We start from the raw sequence: 18,453 nt of genomic DNA on the forward strand, positions 1-18,453 counted from the left end.
TGTCATGAATCCTTTGCTTTCAGTAATCATCCCGACCAGAAATAGACATGAATATTTGATTCCTGTCGTTAAGACGTTGGTGGAGCAGACTAATGCAGAAATTATTATTTGCGACAACAGCGATAATAAGCTGGCAGATGAGTCCGTAGATGAATTTATCCATGCTGGAAGGGTAATCTATCAGCATACGACAGAGAAGTTGAGTGTTGTCGGTAATTTCAAGATGGCTCTTGATATGTCGTCAGGGGATTATTTGATATTCATTGGGGACGACGATTGTGTTGGCCCTGGTATCGAGGACATTGTGCAATGGGCAAAGAACCACGATGTTGAGGCAGTAATTTCTTATAAACAGAGATTCATTGCCAATTATTTTTGGCCCAAGATAAAGTCGAAATATTTTGGTGATGGGTATGCGGGGAAGCTTTTTCTGCGAAGTTACTCCGGTGGCATCGAAAAAATCAATGGAAAATCTGCAATTGCTTCCGTGCTCAAAAAACCAGGAACCGGGCTCGGTAGCATGGTTCGCGCATACCATGGAGTGATCAGTCGATCCTTGGTACAACGGGTCATAGAAAAATATGGCCATCTGTTTGGTGGTGTAAGCCCGGATATTTTTAGTGCCACCCTGCTGTCTTATGAGGTAAAAAAAGCCTGTGCAGTGGATTATCCTTTTGTCATACCAGGCGCATCTCCCAAAAGCACGGCGGGGGAAGGAGCGGCCCGAGAGGATACGGATGCCTTGCACGAGCGTGACCATATCAAACGCTTCGGTCCCAGCTTGCGATGGGATGAGCGCATACCTGCATTTTATGCCCCGCATACTGTGTGGGCATACTCCCAACTCAAGGCGCTTGAAGAGATAAATGATCCGCTGTATACGTTCGATTTCCCCGGGCTTTATGTGCGCTGTGCCATTCATTATCCAGAGCATTGGGGGCAAATTAAGATTGCATTCCAGAAATGGAAATCTGCCGGTGGTAAAGGAGCGGTTGTCCGTATTTTGAATTCATTGCTTGACGAAATGTCCTCGCAAGTGAAGCGCATTTACTATAGATTTTTCTCTTCTCCACGTGAGCATGCAGATATCACTGATATTGGAGAGGCATATAAAGTACTCTTCAAGATATCTGGGGACTGGAAAAATAAATAAATCCAATGCTTTTAAAATGAGCGCGAAGTGGATTGATTATATAAAGTATATCTGTAGATAACATAATGATACTTCCATTATTTTTTTGTTTATTATTTTTTCCTTCGCTGCTCATGGTTTCGCTGGGGCAAAGCTCTCTGGCATCGGGATTGCTCCTGTCAATTTTGATTGTATATTTCCTTGGTTTTTTTTACATCTCTTCGAATATTTCCTCAAGAAAAAAGATAAATTTTAAAAAGATAATATTTTTCGTTTGTTTTTTTATTTTTTTACTGTTGCATTTCTCTTTGAACAATATTAGAGATGTGCCGCTTGACATCGGTCGATTTATTTGGAGTTATGTTGCGCTGATGTTTTTTGCGATCGGTTGTTTCATTTTTCATTCAGTTATTTCTGAACTGCAAGATGACAAACTGTCAAAAATTATCAGGGCAATCCTTTTCTTTATGCTCATGAATGCCATCTGTGGTGTTCTGGGTATAAAAATGTTCCCGCATATGTCACACAAGCCCGTGGGTGTTTTTTCCGAGCCATCCCACTTCGCTTTGGCATTGGCGCCATTTATTATTTATAGTTGTGTGATCAAGGACCGGTGGTACAAGTTCTTTTTGTTTGTTTTTTTTGTATTTGCAGTACTGGTTCAGAATCTGACCACCATGATAGTCATTATTCTCTCGTTGAGTCTCATCACACGAGTTAGGTTAAAGACATTCGTTCCAATATTTATTGCAATATGTATTGCAGTATTATTTTTCGCAAAAAGCCAGTATTTCACGGATAGATTTTCTATCTCCGCGGAGTCTGATAATATTTCAGTCGTTGTGTTACTGCGGGGTTGGGAGATGGCTCTGCTGGCTTTTCGTGAGTCTGGGTTGTGGGGCGGAGGATTTCAGCAATTTGGCATGCTGGGGTTGGGTGGTGAACTATCGGATAAATTGGCGGCGTTGAAATTAAGTGATCAAAACCTCTATGACGGAGGCAGCAGCGCGGCGAAAATCATAGGTGAGTTGGGTGTTTGGGGATTCGCTGGATTATTTTTTTATTTGCTGCTATGCATGCGGTGTATCGTATTTTTACGACATGGGGATAACCCGAGAAAAGCGATAGATATATTTTTCGCGGCATGCGTCTTGGCGTTGCTGATTGAACTTTTCGTCAGAGGTGTAGGGTACTTTTCAACAGGATTTTTTCTTGCAACAACCGCAGTTATCGGATTAGATTTCCGAAATGCAATCAAGTGCCAAAAAAATGAAGCGTAAACACCTCGTCATTTCTGCTGTCAATCTGGTTGAGGGCGGAACTCTTACGGTATTGAGAGATTGTCTGGCTTCTGCACGTCGAGATTTATCTGCAGACTGGGATATTACCGCTATTGTACATAAGTCAGATTTGATAGGTATTGAAGGTATCAATTATATTGAACGGCCTGAGATAAAAAAATCTTGGTTTCGAAGAATTTTATTTGAATACGTTGAATCAAAGAAAATAGCTGAAGATATAAATCCTGACTATTGGCTTGCCATGCATGACATGTCACCGCGTGTCGGTAATGTGCGGCAATCGGTATATTGCCATAATGCAATGTGCTTTTATTCAATGTCTTGGAAAGAGATGTTTTATGAGCCGAAGCTGATTTTATTTTCTTGGTTGTATGGATTGTTTTACAGAATAAATATTCATTCCAATGAGTGTGTGATTGTTCAGCAAGAATGGGTTCGAAATGAATTTTTTGCAAAATTCAATCTTAATAGAATCGTCGTTGCACATCCCCTGCATGAAAATAAAAGCAATGTACTGCTGAAAAAGAGTGGGGTTAGATTTTTCTATCCATCATTTCCCAGGGCGTTCAAGAATTTTGAGACACTGCTGAGTGCCTGGGAAATCATAGAGAAAACTGATGCTTCGGATTTACATTTGACCGTAACACTGAACGGAAATGAAAATAGATATTCGCGCCATTTGGTAAAAAAATTTCAGCATCTGCAATCAGTAGATTTTGTGGGAATAATTCCCAAGAGCGAGATGCAAGAGAAATATAAAAATGTGGACTGTGTGATATTTCCCTCTTTGCTGGAGACTTGGGGTTTGCCTCTGAGTGAAGCCAAAGAGCATGGCCTTGCCATCATTGCAGCTGATTTACCCTATGCACATGAAGCGATTGGTTCATATGACGCGGCTTCATTTTATTCGGCGAAAAATGCAAATGAACTGGCAGAAAAAATAATCGCATTTTCAAAAGGCGAATTGCATTTCGAAAAGATAATTTCAAAAGATGCCCAACAGCCTTTCAAAAATAATTGGAAAGATTTGCTTTCATATATCGTGAATTAATTTGGATGCGGTGTGCTTGGTAAATCAGCTTGAAGCCATGGTTTACCGAAGCCCAAGCGTGGCGATGCCATCACCGACAGTCTATGCGTCCTGCGCTTGCACCGGAGGAGCACGACTGCCCAAGCCCAGTGTGCAGCCCATGGCCATTGACTTCAGACGTCCTGGGCTCCGCCTACTTGGCTCGTTGCTGGATGCAATGCATGCTGCTGGTGCCCATCGGACAACGCAGCAGGCGGACACCTGTGTCGGTGGTCCACGGCGCAGACATGTGGCGATGCCCGCTTCCGGTTCACAACGGCATTGGTTTTTCGCCGCTGTGCACCCTTCTTGGGTGATTCTGGTCGCGGTGCCATGCACGGCCGTCGGCCACAAGCGCTGTCGCTGTGCCGCTCTGCAGAGGGGGCAGGGAAATATGCCTGTGATGGGGCTATCCCATGGAGACTCGCTGGCGTTGTTGCAGGTGTAATGCAGGCAAGGCCCTTCTGCGTATGCGTGTGCGTGTGGGCAACAATGTGAGTCTGCATTGCACCTGGCAATTCGCATCGGGTTCTTGCGTTCCCAGTTGCCTTTGCTCTGGGGCATCATGCCCATGAAGCCAGACGCTGTGGGGCGGGTAAGCCACCAGTCCCCCCAGGGAGCATGGTCTGCGGAAAGCCGGCGCAGGCCAACGCCGCGAGGCCAGGCGAGCAAGGACCGCATATATCCGGGGGGCCTCGCACAGCCACGCCGAACAGGATTTGGGTGATCCGGCTGAGCTGACAGCCGCTGCATCTGCGTCAACCTGTGCTGGCTGGCCACGGACAGATTGACGCGGTCTTGCCAGACTGGGGCTGCAAACACCGCTCTGTATGCTATCCCACGGATAGGGGTCATAGCGCGCAGGGCTGGGCGTTGCGCGCCGTCCAGGCCTATCTGTAGCCAAACACCGGGCGACAAAACAACGGCTGGCAAGGTCCAGAAATGTATTTTTTAATAGATGCCAATGACTGCACAGAATGCAAGAAAAAAAGCCTCAACAGGTTTTCTTCTAGTCTGATTGAAGTTCTTGAGAAAAAATGCAACATTTCCCCCGCCTGACTCCACAATTCCAGGAGGGGTGGGGAGTTTTTGTCGGTGGATCAGCTTTGATATTTTCAGAACTTCTGCTCTGAAATTCTTGTTCTTAATTCTTTTTATTCTATTGAATTTTTGTTTTATCCCTTTGTTGGCACCCAGCTCGTTGCTGCCGTGCTGGCGATAAAACATGGAAGAATTTTCATCGATCAACCAGGTAAATCCGGATGCTCGATACCAGGCATAGATCAACCAGTCATGGTGTGTGATGGCTGAGATTTCTTGTTGATTTTTTTTATAAAATTCTTTGAATTGGGTGAAATTTTCTGTCCGAAATAGATAAGTGCACCCTGGACCAGCTGCTTCAAAAAAGTGATCCCATTTTTTTTGTGGCTGGGACTTTATGATTTCTTTGGATCTCCCATTTTCCCAGAAGGCCGTCACATTGCTTGAATAAGCATCGGAGTCTGTCTTTTCAATGAGATCTATGCCGCGGGATAATTTGTCCGATTTCCAGCGATCATCTTGATCGGAAAATCCAATAAAGTCGTAATCTGAAAAATCAACATCCTGAATCAATCTGTAAAAATTACGGGCGGCATTTCCATACCGGTTCCCGTAAGGCAAGATGGTGACGTTTTCGCTATTTAAATTATTTAGTATATTCAGCGTTTGATCACTGGACTTGTCCACGCTGATGAATATGTGAACGGATACGCATGTCTGGGCCAATATGCTATCCAGCTGCTCTGCTATATATCTTTCGCCGTTGTAGGCAGCCAATAGAATCGCAACCTTTTTCATTTCACTTTTCATTCTTGTTCTTTGGAATCCAGCGGAAAAAAGCCAATTTGCTGTACATCAGCAGATAGATAATGAGGCTAAATAGCAAGGCCGCGAGTGTGAGCCATTTGTTGGTATGAAAGATAACTGCGGACACGCAGGGCAACAGTGCATAACACCACAAAAAAGGTGAAGTCAGGCCATTTTGGGCAGTTTTGGAAAAGGTCGGGAATATTTTCTTGGCCCATCGTTTGTTGGCCAAGGTGTGCAAGTGAACTGCATCCGGCTGTGTGGCCGATGCATCCTCGCGCAAGAATTTTCTTCGGTAAATGCTGAAGCCGACTTCAATGATGGGATATGAGCAGATAAGCAAACTGGTCCAGGGAGAGATGCTTGAATTGCGTTCCGGTAAGAGCACGGCAATCCAGGCAAGCGTGAACCCCAGAAAATAGGCGCCACCATCTCCTAGAAATAGCTTTCCGCGCGGCCAATTAACAAGGAAGAACCCCATTACAGCGCCGGATATGATCATGCACGTAAAAGCCAATGGAATGTCTCCGACATGGCGAGAGATAATTCCGAATGCGGCCAGCATGATCAATGCGGTTCCGGCCGTCAACCCATTGAATCCATCGATGATATTGATGGAATTTGCTACGCCACCAACGGCAAAAGCAGTGAATATGACGGAAAACACTGTGAAGCCCAGTATGAAATCCAGTCCTGGAATATCTACATGTGTAATGGCAGTGCCTGTAATTCCCCAGCCGAGCACGCCAGATGCCATGGTGGCAAGCAGGCGGGTTTTGACAGATACCTTTTTGGTGACATCTTCGAGCAAGCCAAAAAGAAAAGCGGGCATGCCCGCTAACAAAATGGTGCTGAGGATGGCACGTTTTTCTGCGGCAGCAATACCATGGCTAGAGGCCGCAAAACCTGCAAGAACCCCTACGGCGATGCCTATGCCCCCTATGCGTGGAGTGGGGGAGGTATGCATTTTTTGAATGCCACTGTTGTGGTCCATTGAAAAACTGCCGTGCCAATTTTTGGTAAAAACGAGAAGAAGACTGGTGATAAGAGATGCAACCCCTGCAATGAAAGCATCGTATCTAAACAGTTCTGTAAAAAATAAAGGAGTATTGGGCATGCGTAGGAGTGGATATCTATCCAGTGGACAGTCTTTGTTCTATCTTATGTGTCTCTGAATCTTGCCGGTTACGAAATGCAGTTGGTGCAGTTACGGCACAATGCGAAGATTCATTTCTTGTATTGTCCCACGTGACGCGTAACTGATTGCCATGACCGACTCCATCTCCCACATCGCCCCCCGCGACAAAGCCGAAATCCTTGCCCAGGCGCTGCCCTACATCCGCAAGTTCCATGGCAAGACCATGGTCATCAAGTATGGCGGCAACGCCATGACCGATCCTGCTCTGCAGGCGGACTTTGCGGAAGATGTGGTGTTGCTGAAGTTGGTGGGTATCAATCCGGTGGTGGTGCACGGTGGGGGGCCCCAGATCGAGACCGCGTTGAACCGATTGGGCAAGAAGGGCGAGTTCATCCAGGGCATGCGTGTGACAGACGCAGAGACCATGGAGGTGGTGGAGTGGGTGCTGGCCGGCGAGGTGCAGCAGGACATCGTGGGCCTGATTCACCAGGCTGGTGGCAAGGCCGTGGGTCTGACGGGGCGTGATGGTGGTCTGATCCGCGCCAAGAAGCTGAAGATGGTGGACAACAAGGACCCAAGCGTGGAGTACGACGTGGGCCAAGTGGGCGATATCGTGGCCATCGACCCCAGCGTGGTCAAGGCACTGCAGGACGATGCCTTCATTCCTGTCATCAGCCCCATCGGCTTCGGCGAAGAAAACGAAAGCTACAACATCAACGCCGACGTGGTGGCCAGCAAGCTGGCCACCGTGCTGCAGGCGGAAAAGCTGGTGCTGCTGACCAATACCCCCGGCGTGCTGGACAAGGCCGGCAACCTGCTGACCGACCTGACGGCGCGCGAGATCGACGGCCTGTTTGCCGACGGCACCATCTCCGGCGGCATGCTGCCCAAGATCAGCGGCGCGTTGGATGCCGCCAAGGCCGGGGTGAACGCGGTGCACATCATCGATGGCCGCGTGCCGCACTCGATGCTGCTGGAAATCCTGACCGATCAGGCTTATGGCACCATGATTCGCAGCCATTGAGCGCGGGCTTGCGCTGTGCCGCAAGCTGCCATCTTGGAAACGCCTGCCCGTGCAGTTGAGCTGCGCCGGCAGGCGTTTTTCGTGGAGCATGCGGGCTGCAGTGATCGGAAGGATCAGGAAAGCCGCTCTGCAGATGCAGGGCTGGCCGCGTACACTCGCGCGCTACAGAGTGGGGGGTGGCGCCGTTTCGAACCGGAACGAAGCTGCCGACATGGCGCGTCGTGGTTGCTTGTTTTACATATGGTTGCTCTTTGGGCGGCCATGCCAGCGCTCCAGGATGCAGCCCAAGCGGTTGCATACCCCGTAGATACAGAGCGACGAGTCAGGAGTGCAGAGCATGCGTTTGCTGTTGGTGGAAGACGATGTGATGGTGGCCAGTGGCATCAAGCTGGGTCTGGCCGACGCGGGCTATGCCGTGGACTGGGTCGGCAGCGGTGAACGGGCACTGGAGGTGCTGGCGGCCGAAACCTTTGATGTGGCGGTGATCGACATCGGCCTGCCTGGCATGGATGGCTTGGAGCTGACGCGCCGGCTGCGCCATAAGGACATGGCCAGCAGCGGCATGCCAGTCCTGATTCTGACGGCACGTGATGCTCTGCAGGACCGTGTGCAAGGGTTGGATCTGGGAGCCGACGACTACATGGTCAAGCCTTTCGAGTTGCCTGAACTGCTGGCCCGGCTGCGTGCGCTGCTGCGCCGCTCTCAGGCGGCCACTTCGGCGGTGTTGAGCTTTGGCCCGCTGGAGCTCGACACGGCCGGGCGCAGCGCCGGCGTGCGCAGCAAGGACCCGGTGCTGGGTGAGCAATTGCTGCCCATCGACCTGGGGCCGCGCGAATGGACGGTACTGGAATATCTGCTGATCCACGCGCCCAAGCCCGCCAGCAAAGACAAGCTGTTGCAGGCACTGACCGGCTGGGACAAGGAAATCACCCCCAATGCGGTGGAAGTTTATGTGTCTCGCTTGCGCGGCAAGCTGGAGCCGCACGGTGTGGCGCTGCGCTCGATTCGCGGCTTTGGCTACCGGCTGGAGCTGGCGGCGGTGGATTCTTCTGCCGCCTGAGGTGGGCTGCTTTCTGCAACGTAGTGCTTTCTGCGCCACCGCCGTGGCGGTGCGGAGTGGGGGCGGACGGCGTTCATATTGCGCCATGTGGTGGTCGGCGCTTCGCATGGTGGCCGTCGTGGGCGAATCTGCTCCGGCGATCACCGTGGCGATCGGCAAGCCATCCGAAGGCCACCCATCGGCGGCGGCACCCTGTGCATCAAGGAACTCCATGCGATTCAGGTTTGAGGATGGCGCAGCAGGCGCACACACGGCGTTGACCGCGGTTTTTTTGACACGCTTGGCGGCACATGCTCCGGCGTCGCAGGATGCTGCGATATTGACTGTGGTGCTGGAGCACTGAGCCATGGCCCGCGGCACCATGACCACCACCTTGCGCAACCGGCTGCTGCTGCTGCTGGTGCTGCCGGTGTGCGTGCTGGCCGTGGCGGGCAGCTGGTGGGGCTATCGCTCGGCCGAGACTGCGGCCGGCCAGCATGACCAGCGTCTGTTGCGCCTGTTGCCACAACTGGCCGATTCGGTGATGGCACCGGCCATCGGCAAGGACATGGAGCCGTTGATGGCCTTGTCTCCGAGCATCGACGACTTTGTGCGCAACCGCAGCGGCATCACGGGCTTCGCCGTGGCCGACCTGGACGGCCATGTGCTGGCGGGCGACCCGTGGATCAGTGTGGTCGTGCCCACCACGCCGGCGGCGGAATTTCACAGCCAGGAGTTCGGTGGCATCACCTACCGCGTCGCCGTGCAGCGCTCCATGACGGCGGGTGCCGGTGAAATGGTGGTGGCCCTGGCGGATGGTTCGGACGTGCGCCAGCAGTGGCGCCACCAGTTGCTCACCCATGTGCTGCTGCCCAATATGCTGCTGGTGGTGGTGGCGGCGCTGTTGATCTACTGGTCGGTGCGCAAGGCGTTCAAACCGCTGCTGGACCTGGCCCAGGCGGTGGAAAGCCGTTCACCCCGCGATTTGAGTCCGATTGACGAAACCACCTCGCCCAAGGAAGTCCGGCCGCTGGTGCAGTCGCTCAACCGGCTGTTCGGCCTGGTGCAGGCACAGTCCGAAACCCAGCGCCGCTTTGTGGCCGATGCCGCCCACCAGCTGCGCACACCCCTGGCGGCGCTGCAGGCCCAGGTGGAAGCCTGGGCACTGATGGCCGCCCAGGTGGAACGGCTGGGGCCTGCCTCTGCTGGGGCCGAAGCCGATCAACCGCAGTCCGGCCTGTTTCTGCAGACCGAGCAGATCGAAAAGCTGCGCAACGCCACCCGCCGCACTTCCCAGCTGGCCCACCAGTTGCTGGCCCTGTCGCGCGCCGATGCACGGCATGTGCAGTCCCAGGCACATGAGCGGGTGGATTTGAAGGAGCTGTGCGAAAACCTGCTGGAAGCCTTCTGGGACAGCGCTGCAGCCAAGCAGATCGACCTGGGCTTGGAGGTGGAGGCCGTGTACATCAGCGGTCAGGCCTGGCTGCTGCGTGAGCTGCTCTCCAATTTGGTGGACAACGCCATCAAATACACGCCCTCGGGCGGGCAGGTCACGCTGCGCTGTGGGCGCCGTCGCCTGGGCGGGCGCCAGCCGCAGGCTTTTCTGCAGGTGGAGGACGATGGGCCGGGCGTGCCTTTGGGCGAAACCGGGCGCATTCTGGAGCGGTTTTACCGTTTACCGGGCTCGGTGGGCGAAGGCTCGGGCCTGGGTCTGGCCATTGCACACGAAATTGCCCAGGGCCACCATGCCGCGCTGCGGCTGACGCCGGGGGCCGGCCAGCAGGGGCTGCAAGTCACCCTGGTGTTTCCAGAGTAAGAATTTCAATATTTCCTCATGCCCTCGCGGCATGTACGGGCTGCTACACTTTTTATCTGTCCCCAATGGTTGTTACGAAGGGGGATGGGCGGCTGTGACCGCTGTGCACGGGAATTGCATGTCCGCCGGGGCAGCGTTGGCAGTGCGCAGCTGGTGTCTTTGGACACCTGGTGTCGGCTGGCTGCATGGATTCGGAATGCGGCAGATGGCGTGCTTTTGCAAGCGCTGCCTCTGTGTCGGCAGGCTGGAGTCCATGGTCTCGTGGGGTACCGATGGCTCTGTGCGCAGTGCAAGGAGGCATGGTGCCCTAAACGAAATTGGCGAGTCATGACAAGCGGTTACTTTTGAAAAGTGCTGTGCGAGAATGACTGCGTTGTTACATTTAAATGCCTTATGTCAGTGTCTGAAGTGATTTGCCCGCCCGCCGAAACCGAAGAGCCTGTGGCCGTTGCCGCTGATACCACGCGTACGCGCAAACGTCCCAAGCCAGGCGAGCGCCGCGAGCAGATCCTGCAGGCCTTGGCGGCCATGCTGGAAAAGCCCGGTGCAGACCGCATCACCACCGCCGCGCTGGCTGCCAGCCTGTCGGTGAGCGAAGCGGCGCTCTACCGCCATTTCGCCAGCAAGGCCCAGATGTTTGAAGGCCTGATCGAGTTCATCGAGCAGTCGGTCTTTGCCCTGGTACAACAGATCGTCACCCGCGAAGTGGAAGAGGGCACGGTCACCCCCGAAGACGGTGCCCGCCGTGCTGCCCGCGCCGTGGGGGTTGTGCTGCAGTTTGCCGAACGCAACCCCGGCATGGTGCGCGTGATGGTGGGCGACGCCATCCTGTTCGAGCACGAGCGCCTGCAGACCCGCATGAACCAGTTCTTCGATCGCATCGAATCCACGCTGCGCCAGTGCCTGCGTCCGGCTGCCGACGCCCTGGGCTCTGCCACCCCGACGGTGGATGCCAATGTGGCCGCCAGTGTGCTGACCGCCTTCATGCTGGGCCGCATGCAGCGCTTTGCGCGCACGGGCTTCCGCCGCCTGCCTACCGAACACCTGGACGCCAGCCTGGCCATGCTGATCTAAGGCGCTCCGCCTGCACAAGCGCGGTCTGGAGGCGGCGCCTGGCCTTCGTCCGCGTGCTGGGACGGGGGCTTTTTTCGTAGAGGAGTGGGGCTTTCCTCTGCCCCCAGCTGCCGACTTTCTGTCGGGTAAACGCGACAGTCTGCGGATCCAGGGTTTGAGTGTTTACCCTTGGTCAGCTTTTCGAAAGCCGGAAGTTTGCGCAAAATAGAACGATCGTTCGTTTTATTTGTGCCATGACAGCTTCCGCGCCCGCTCCCACTTCTGTTTCCGATGACCGCCCGCTCGGCGATCAACCGCTGCCGCCGGTCGCTGGTGCCCGCCCACGCGCCGCCCACAAAGGCCAGCAGACCAAGGCCGCCATCATCGACACCGCGCTCGACATGGCCATGCACATCGGCCTGGAAGGCCTGTCCATCGGGGCACTGGCCCAGGCACTGGGCATGAGCAAGTCGGGTGTGTTCGCCCATTTTGGCTCACGTGAAGAGCTGCAGATCTCTGTGGTGGTCGAATACCACCGCCGCTTCGAGCAGGAAGTGTTTTTCACCGCCATCCGCCAGCCGCGCGGTCTGCCGCGCTTGCGCGCGCTGTTTGCCAACTGGATGCAGCGCACCTCCATCGAGCTGGATTCCGGTTGCATCTACATCAGCGGCGCCATTGAATTTGACGAGCGCACCGGCCCGGTGCGCGATGCCCTGGTTGAATCGGTCAGCACCTGGCATGCCGCGCTGCGCCGCGCCATCGTCCAGTGCAAGGAATGCGGCGACCTGCGCGCCGACACCGATGAATCCCAGGTGCTGTTCGAAGTGCATGGCCTGATCCTGGTGCTGCACTACGAAGCGCGCTTCATGCGCCTGCCCGACTCCCTGCCGCGTGCCCAGCGTGGCTTTGACAACATCCTGCAGCGCTACGGCATCACCCAGGCCTGAGCTGCTGCTCCATTCCAGACCCATACCTACATCCCGAGGAGACCGACCCATGCCCAGCTACAACCCGCCCCTGCGCGACATGCAATTCCTGATGCACGAAGTGTTCAAGGTGACTGACGTCTATCAGGCCATGCCCCAGCATGCCGAGGTGGATGCCGACACCATCAATGCGGTGCTGGAAGAAGCGGGCAAGTTCGCTGCCAACGTCACCTTCCCGCTGAACATCAGCGGTGACGAAGAAGGTTGCCACCTGGACAAGACCACGCACGAGGTGACCACGCCCAAGGGCTACAAGGAAGCTTATGCCCAGTTCGTCGAAGGTGGCTGGCCGGCACTGTCGTGCGACACCAAGTACGGGGGCCAAGGCCTGCCCTTTGTGGTGAACTCCGCGCTGTATGAAATGCTCAACAGTGCTAACCAGGCCTGGACCATGTACCCTGGTCTGTCGCACGGCGCCTATGAAGCCTTGCACGCCCACGGTTCTCCCGAACTGCAGGCCAAGTACCTGCCCAAGCTGACCAGCGGTGAATGGACGGGCACCATGTGCCTGACCGAGCCGCATTGCGGCACCGATCTGGGCCTGCTGCGCTCCAAGGCCGAGCCCCAGGCCGACGGCAGCTACAAGATCACCGGCAACAAGATCTTCATCTCCGCCGGCGAGCACGACTTCACCAGCAACATCGTCCACCTGGTGCTGGCCCGCCTGCCCGATGCACCCGCCGGCTCCAAGGGCATCAGCCTGTTCGTGGTGCCCAAATACCTGGTGAACGCCGACGGCTCGCTGGGTGCGCGCAACGGCATCTACTGCGGCGGCCTGGAACACAAGATGGGCATCAAGTCCAATGCCACGGCCCAGATCGTGATGGAAGATGCCGTGGGCGAGCTGGTGGGCCAGCCCAACAAGGGCCTGCAAGCCATGTTCGTGATGATGAACGCCGCCCGCCTGGGCGTGGGCAACCAGTCGCTGGGCCTGACCGAAGTGGCGTTCCAGAACGCGCTGGCCTATGCCAAGGACCGTCTGCAGATGCGCAGCCTGTCCGGCGCCAAGGCCAAGGACAAGCCGGCCGACCCCATCATCGTGCACCCCGATGTGCGCCGCATGCTGCTGACCGCCAAGGCCTATGCAGAAGGCGGCCGTGCGCTGTCCACTTTCTGCGCACTGCTGATCGACCAGGAACTGAACCACCCCGATGAAAAAGTGCGCAGCGACAGCGCCGATCTGGTGGCCCTGCTGACCCCCATCGTCAAAGCCTTCCTGACCGACAACGGCTGGATCGCCACCACGCAAAGCCAGCAGGTGTTTGGCGGCCATGGCTTCATCAAGGAATGGGGCATGGAGCAGTATGTGCGCGACAACCGCATCAACATGATCTACGAAGGCACGAACGGCGTGCAGGCCCTGGACCTGCTGGGCCGCAAGGTGTTGGGCAACCAGGGCGCCTCGCTGAAGAAGTTCGGCAAGCTGATCGCCAAGCTGGTTGAGGAAGAGGGCGTCAACGAAAAGATGAGCGAGTTCATCACCCCCGTGGCCATGCTGGGCGAGCAGATGACCAAGTTCACCACCGAAATCGGCTTCAAGGGCATGCAAAACCCCGACGAAGTGGGCGCTGCCAGCGTGGACTACCTGCGTGTGGCCGGCCACCTGGTGTTCGGCTACCTGTTCGCCCGCATGGCCCAGGTGTCGCTGCGCGCCATCGCCGACGGCAACACCGATCCCTTCTACGTGGCCAAGCTGCAGGTGGCGCGCTTCTACTTCGCCAAACTGTTCCCGGAAACCGCGACGCTGATGCGCACTGCCCGCGCTGGCGGCAAGACTCTGATGGACAGCGACGCTGCATTGGCCTGATGCACTGGGGAGGCCGCTCTGCAACACCCTCAAACAGCGGAGCGGCCTGTGGAGACAAATCCTGAAGTTCGAACAGAAAGGACCTGGATATGAAGACCGTAAAAGTACTGGTAGCTGCCGTAGTGGTGATGGTTGGTGGCATGTCTGCCGCCTGGGCACAGATGACGCCTGTGGGCACCTGGCACAGCGTGGATGACAAGACCGGCGAAGCCAAATCGGAAATCCAGATCAGTGACAACGCGGGCGTGCTCAGCGGCCATGTCACCAAGCTGCTGCGCAAGGGTGCCGACCCTGCCGCGGTCTGCACCGAATGCAAGGACGGCCTCAAGGGTAAGCCCATGGTGGGCCTGCCCATCATCACCGGTGTCAAGAAGGCCGAGGGCAAGACCGTCTGGGAGGACGGCAAGATCCTCGACCCCGAAAGCGGCAAGAGCTACACCCTGCGCCTGACCCCGATCGACGACGGCAAGAAGCTGGAAGTGCGCGGCTCCATCGGCCCGTTTGGCCGCACCCAGACCTGGGTGCGCGTGCAGTAAGCACCGCGCGCCTGCCCGTCTTACTCCCCTATTTCGACGCAGCCCGGCCGCTGGCCGGGGCTGCGTCTTTTCACCCAGAACACCATGTCCCGATTCAACGTCAAGAAAGTCGCCGTGCTCGGCGCCGGCGTGATGGGCGCGCAGATCGCCGCCCATTTGGTCAACGTCAAGGTCCCGGTCATCCTGTTTGACCTGCCCGCCAAGGAAGGCCCTAAGAGCGGCATTGCCGAACGCGCCATCGCCAACCTGAAGAAGCTCAAGCCTTCGCCCATCGGCGTGGCCGAAGATGCCGACATGATCCAGGCTGCCAACTACGAGGAGCACCTGAAGCTGCTCAAGGGCTGTGACCTGGTCATCGAAGCCATTGCCGAGCGCATGGACTGGAAGCTGGACCTCTACACCAAGGTCGCCCCCTTCATCGCCAAGCATGCGCTGGTGGCATCCAACACCTCGGGCCTGTCCATCACCAAGCTGAGCGAGGCGCTGCCCGACGCCATCAAGCCGCGTTTCTGTGGCATCCACTTCTTCAATCCCCCGCGCTACATGCCGCTGGTGGAACTGATCAACACCCCCACCACCCGTCCCGAGGTGCTGGACCAGCTGGAAGCCTTTGTCACCAGCGGTCTGGGCAAGGGCGTGGTGCGTGCGCACGACACACCCAACTTCATCGCCAACCGCATCGGCATTGCCGGCATGCTGTCCACGATGAAGCAGGCCGAGAACTTTGGCCTGACCTTCGATGTGGTCGATGACCTGACCGGCAAGAAGCTGGGCCGCGCCTCCAGCGGCACCTTCCGCACCGCCGACGTGGTGGGCCTGGACACCATGGCCCATGTGATCAAGACGCTGCAGGACAATCTGAGCCCGGAGACCGACCCCTTCTACGGCAACTTCGGCACGCCCGCCGTGCTGCAGAAACTGCTGGACCTGGGCCACCTGGGCCAGAAGGCGAAAAAAGGCTTCTACCAGAAGGTGGGCCGCGAGGTGCTGCAGTTCGAGCTGGACAGCGAGGACTACGTGCCCGGCGGCCAGAAGGCCGACGAGGTCTACGGCCGCATGCTGAAGAAGCCCGCAGCCGAACGCCTGCCGCTGCTGCGCAATGCCGAAGGCGCGCCCGGCCAATTCCTGTGGGCCATTCTGCGCGACAGCTTCCACTACGCGGCCATCCACCTGGAGACCATTGCTGAGTCCGCACGCGATGTGGACCATGCCATGCGCTGGGGTTTCGGCATGAAGCAAGGCCCGTTCGAGCTCTGGCAGGAAGCCGGCTGGCTGCAGGTGGCCACGATGATCCAGGAGGACATCGATGCCGGCAAGGCGCTGTCCACGGCGCCACTGCCCCGCTGGGTGTTCGAAGGCCCGGTGGCGCAAGCCGGCGGCGTGCACACGGCCCAAGGCTCCTGGAGCCCGGCGCAGAAGAAGTTTGTCGCCCGCCGCGTGCTGCCCGTCTATGAACGCCAGATCTTCCCCGAGAAGCTGCTGGGCGAAGACAGCCTGCCGGACTGGAAGACGGCCGGCACCACCATTGCTGAGACCAAGGCGCTGCGCACCTGGACGCTGGACGGTCAGGTGCTGATCGCCAGCATCAAGAACAAGATGCACGCCATCAGCCCCGAGGTGATGGAAGGCCTGGTGGAAGCCGTGGAAACCGCCGAGAGCGATTTCGAGGCCATGGTGATCTGGTCCGGTGACGCGCCCTTCAGCGTGGGTGCCGATCTGGAAGCCACCATGCCCGCCTTTGTGATCGGTGGCGCCGACGCCATCGAAAGCATCGAAGCCGAGCTGCAGAACATGATGCTGCGCATCCGCTACGCGCAGGTGCCGGTGGTGGCGGCCATCCACGGCATGGCCCTGGGCGGCGGCTGCGAGCTGGCCGTCTACAGCGCCCGCCGCGTGGCCCACATGGAAAGCTATATCGGCCTGGTGGAAGTGGGCGTGGGCCTGATCCCCGGTGCCGGCGGCCTGACCTATATCGCCCGCCGTGCGGCCGAGAACATGGCCCAGTCCACCAGCAAGGATGTGCTGCCCTTCCTGACCGAGGGTTTCACCGCCGCGGCCATGGCCAAGGTGGGCACCAGCGCCATCGAATCGCGCAAGCTGGGCTATCTGCTGGATTCCGACCTGATCGTGCCGCACAAGGATGAGGTGCTGTTCACCGCCATCAACGAAGCGCGCTCCATGGCCGCCGGTGGCTGGCGCGCGCCGCTCAAGCGCCTGTTCCCGGTGGCGGGCCGCAGCGGCATGGCCACCATCAAGGCCCAGCTGGTGAACATGCGCGATGGCGGTTTCATCAGCGCCTATGACTTCAAGATCGCTTCGATGATTGCCGAGATCGTCTGCGGCGGCGACGTGGATGCCGGCTCGCTGGTGACCGAGGAATACCTGCTGGCGCTGGAACGCAAGGCCTTCTGCCACCTGATCGGCCAACCCAAGACCCATGAACGCATCTTGGGCATGTTGAACACCGGCAAGCCGGTTCGCAACTGATTGGCAAGGAGACAAGAACCATGAAACAAGTACAAGACGCCTACATCGTTGCCGCCACGCGCACGCCCATCGGCCGCTCGGGCCGGGGCTATTTCAAGAACACCCGTCCGGACGACCTGCTGGTGGCCACGCTGAAGTCCGCCATGGCCCAGGTGCCCACGCTGGACCCCAAGGCGATCGAGGATGCCATCATCGGCTGCTCCTTCCCCGAAGGCGAGCAGGGCATGAACATGGCGCGCATTGCCGTGGGCCTGGCGTTCGACCACCCCATCGGCGGCGTGACGGTGAACCGCTTCTGTGCCTCGGGCGTGACGGCCATCCAGATGGCGGCCGACCGCATCCGTGTCGGCGAAGCCGATGTGCTGATCGCGGGCGGTGCCGAGTCCATGAGCATGGTGCCCATGGGCGGCAACAAACCTTCGTTCAATCCCGAGATCTTTGCGCGGGACGAAAACGTGGGCATTGCCTACGGCATGGGCCTGACCGCCGAGAAAGTGGCCCAGCAGTGGAAGGTGACGCGCGAGATGCAGGACGCCTTCGCGCTGGAATCCCACCTGCGTGCCGTGCGCGCCCAGCAGGCGGGTGAATTCGCCGATGAGATCACCCCCATCGACATCATCGACCGCAGCCCCGATCTGGCCACCGGCGAAGTCATCACCAGGGCCCGCACCGTCAGCCTGGACGAAGGTCCACGCCCCGACACCACGCTGGAAGCGCTGGGCAAGCTGCGCCCGGTGTTCGCCGCACGTGGCAGCGTGACGGCAGGCAACAGCTCGCAGACCAGCGATGGCGCCGGTGCGCTGATCCTGGCCAGCGAGAAGGCCGTCAAGCAGTTCGGCCTGACGCCGCTGGCCCGCTTCGTCAGCTTTGCCGCCCGCGGCGTGCCCCCTGAAATCATGGGCATCGGCCCCATCGAGGCCATTCCTGCCGCGTTGCGCTATGCCGGCATCAACCACCAGGACATCGGCTGGTTCGAGCTGAACGAAGCCTTTGCCGCCCAATCGCTGGCGGTCATCAACAGCCTGGGTCTGGACCCGGCCAAGGTCAACCCCATGGGTGGTGCCATTGCCCTGGGCCACCCCCTGGGGGCGACCGGTGCCATCCGTGCGGCCACCGTGGTCCACGCGCTGCGCCGCCACAAGCTGAAGTACGGCATGGTGACCATGTGTGTGGGCACCGGCCAGGGCGCCGCTGGCATCTTTGAGAGCGTCTGAGGC

General features: G+C 57.3%; 14 protein-coding genes. 12 read left to right on the forward strand and 2 right to left on the reverse strand.

The annotated features are described in order from the left end of the window. Positions 1 to 4: 4 nt before the first annotated feature. The 3 genes from KW830_RS20400 (at position 5) to KW830_RS20410 (ending at position 3,484) form a co-directional block, all read left to right on the forward strand. Positions 5 to 1,153 (forward strand): glycosyltransferase family 2 protein, encoded by a 1,149-nt coding sequence (locus KW830_RS20400; protein ID WP_218334212.1) that lies wholly within the window; start codon positions 5 to 7, stop codon positions 1,151 to 1,153. 113 nt (positions 1,154 to 1,266) lie between these two features. Next, positions 1,267 to 2,412 (forward strand): hypothetical protein, encoded by a 1,146-nt coding sequence (locus KW830_RS20405; protein WP_218334213.1) that lies wholly within the window; start codon positions 1,267 to 1,269, stop codon positions 2,410 to 2,412. Next, entirely contained in the window at positions 2,402 to 3,484 is a 1,083-nt protein-coding gene (locus tag KW830_RS20410) for a glycosyltransferase (protein ID WP_218334214.1), read from the forward strand. The genes KW830_RS20405 and KW830_RS20410 overlap by 11 nt, the downstream gene beginning before the upstream one ends. Before the next feature lie 969 nt (positions 3,485 to 4,453). On the opposite strand, the gene KW830_RS20415 is transcribed toward KW830_RS20410, so the two are convergent. Together KW830_RS20415 and KW830_RS20420 are read right to left on the reverse strand one after the other, a co-directional pair. Beyond that, positions 4,454 to 5,353 carry a glycosyltransferase gene (locus KW830_RS20415; protein WP_218334215.1) on the reverse strand — a complete coding sequence of 300 codons (900 nt, stop codon included), beginning with the start codon at positions 5,351 to 5,353 and terminating at the stop codon, positions 4,454 to 4,456. Continuing rightward, positions 5,343 to 6,467 (reverse strand): glycosyltransferase, encoded by a 1,125-nt coding sequence (locus KW830_RS20420; RefSeq protein ID WP_066540946.1) that lies wholly within the window; start codon positions 6,465 to 6,467, stop codon positions 5,343 to 5,345. The genes KW830_RS20415 and KW830_RS20420 overlap by 11 nt, the downstream gene beginning before the upstream one ends. Before the next feature lie 151 nt (positions 6,468 to 6,618). On the opposite strand from KW830_RS20420, the gene argB reads away from it, so the two are divergent. The 9 genes from argB to KW830_RS20465 all read left to right on the forward strand — a co-directional run bounded on the left by argB (position 6,619) and on the right by KW830_RS20465 (position 18,450). Beyond that, positions 6,619 to 7,512 (forward strand): acetylglutamate kinase, encoded by an 894-nt coding sequence (argB, locus tag KW830_RS20425; protein ID WP_066540944.1) that lies wholly within the window; start codon positions 6,619 to 6,621, stop codon positions 7,510 to 7,512. Positions 7,513 to 7,849: 337 nt separating this feature from the next. Continuing rightward, positions 7,850 to 8,572, forward strand: a complete 723-nt coding sequence (locus KW830_RS20430; protein ID WP_066541524.1) for a response regulator transcription factor — start codon at positions 7,850 to 7,852, stop codon at positions 8,570 to 8,572. Between the two features lie 361 nt (positions 8,573 to 8,933). After that, a complete protein-coding gene (locus KW830_RS20435; RefSeq protein WP_218334270.1) occupies positions 8,934 to 10,367 on the forward strand; it encodes a sensor histidine kinase in 1,434 nt (477 codons plus the stop codon). A gap of 393 nt (positions 10,368 to 10,760) precedes the next feature. Then, entirely contained in the window at positions 10,761 to 11,441 is a 681-nt protein-coding gene (gene slmA / locus KW830_RS20440) for a nucleoid occlusion factor SlmA (RefSeq protein ID WP_066540943.1), read from the forward strand. A gap of 233 nt (positions 11,442 to 11,674) precedes the next feature. Continuing rightward, on the forward strand, positions 11,675 to 12,367 hold the full coding sequence (locus tag KW830_RS20445; protein ID WP_218334216.1) for a TetR/AcrR family transcriptional regulator: 693 nt from the start codon (positions 11,675 to 11,677) through the stop codon (positions 12,365 to 12,367). 49 nt (positions 12,368 to 12,416) lie between these two features. After that, on the forward strand, positions 12,417 to 14,213 hold the full coding sequence (locus KW830_RS20450; protein WP_218334217.1) for an acyl-CoA dehydrogenase C-terminal domain-containing protein: 1,797 nt from the start codon (positions 12,417 to 12,419) through the stop codon (positions 14,211 to 14,213). Between the two features lie 89 nt (positions 14,214 to 14,302). Continuing rightward, positions 14,303 to 14,749, forward strand: a complete 447-nt coding sequence (locus KW830_RS20455; RefSeq protein ID WP_218334218.1) for a DUF2147 domain-containing protein — start codon at positions 14,303 to 14,305, stop codon at positions 14,747 to 14,749. A gap of 84 nt (positions 14,750 to 14,833) precedes the next feature. Then, positions 14,834 to 17,236 carry a 3-hydroxyacyl-CoA dehydrogenase/enoyl-CoA hydratase family protein gene (locus tag KW830_RS20460; RefSeq protein ID WP_218334219.1) on the forward strand — a complete coding sequence of 801 codons (2,403 nt, stop codon included), beginning with the start codon at positions 14,834 to 14,836 and terminating at the stop codon, positions 17,234 to 17,236. 20 nt (positions 17,237 to 17,256) lie between these two features. Continuing rightward, a complete protein-coding gene (locus KW830_RS20465) occupies positions 17,257 to 18,450 on the forward strand; it encodes an acetyl-CoA C-acyltransferase (protein WP_218334220.1) in 1,194 nt (397 codons plus the stop codon). The last annotated feature ends 3 nt before the right edge of the window (positions 18,451 to 18,453 follow it).

This window comes from Comamonas sp. CMM03 (assembly GCF_019218715.1).
Taxonomy (GTDB): Bacteria; Pseudomonadota; Gammaproteobacteria; order Burkholderiales; family Burkholderiaceae_C; genus Comamonas; species Comamonas terrigena.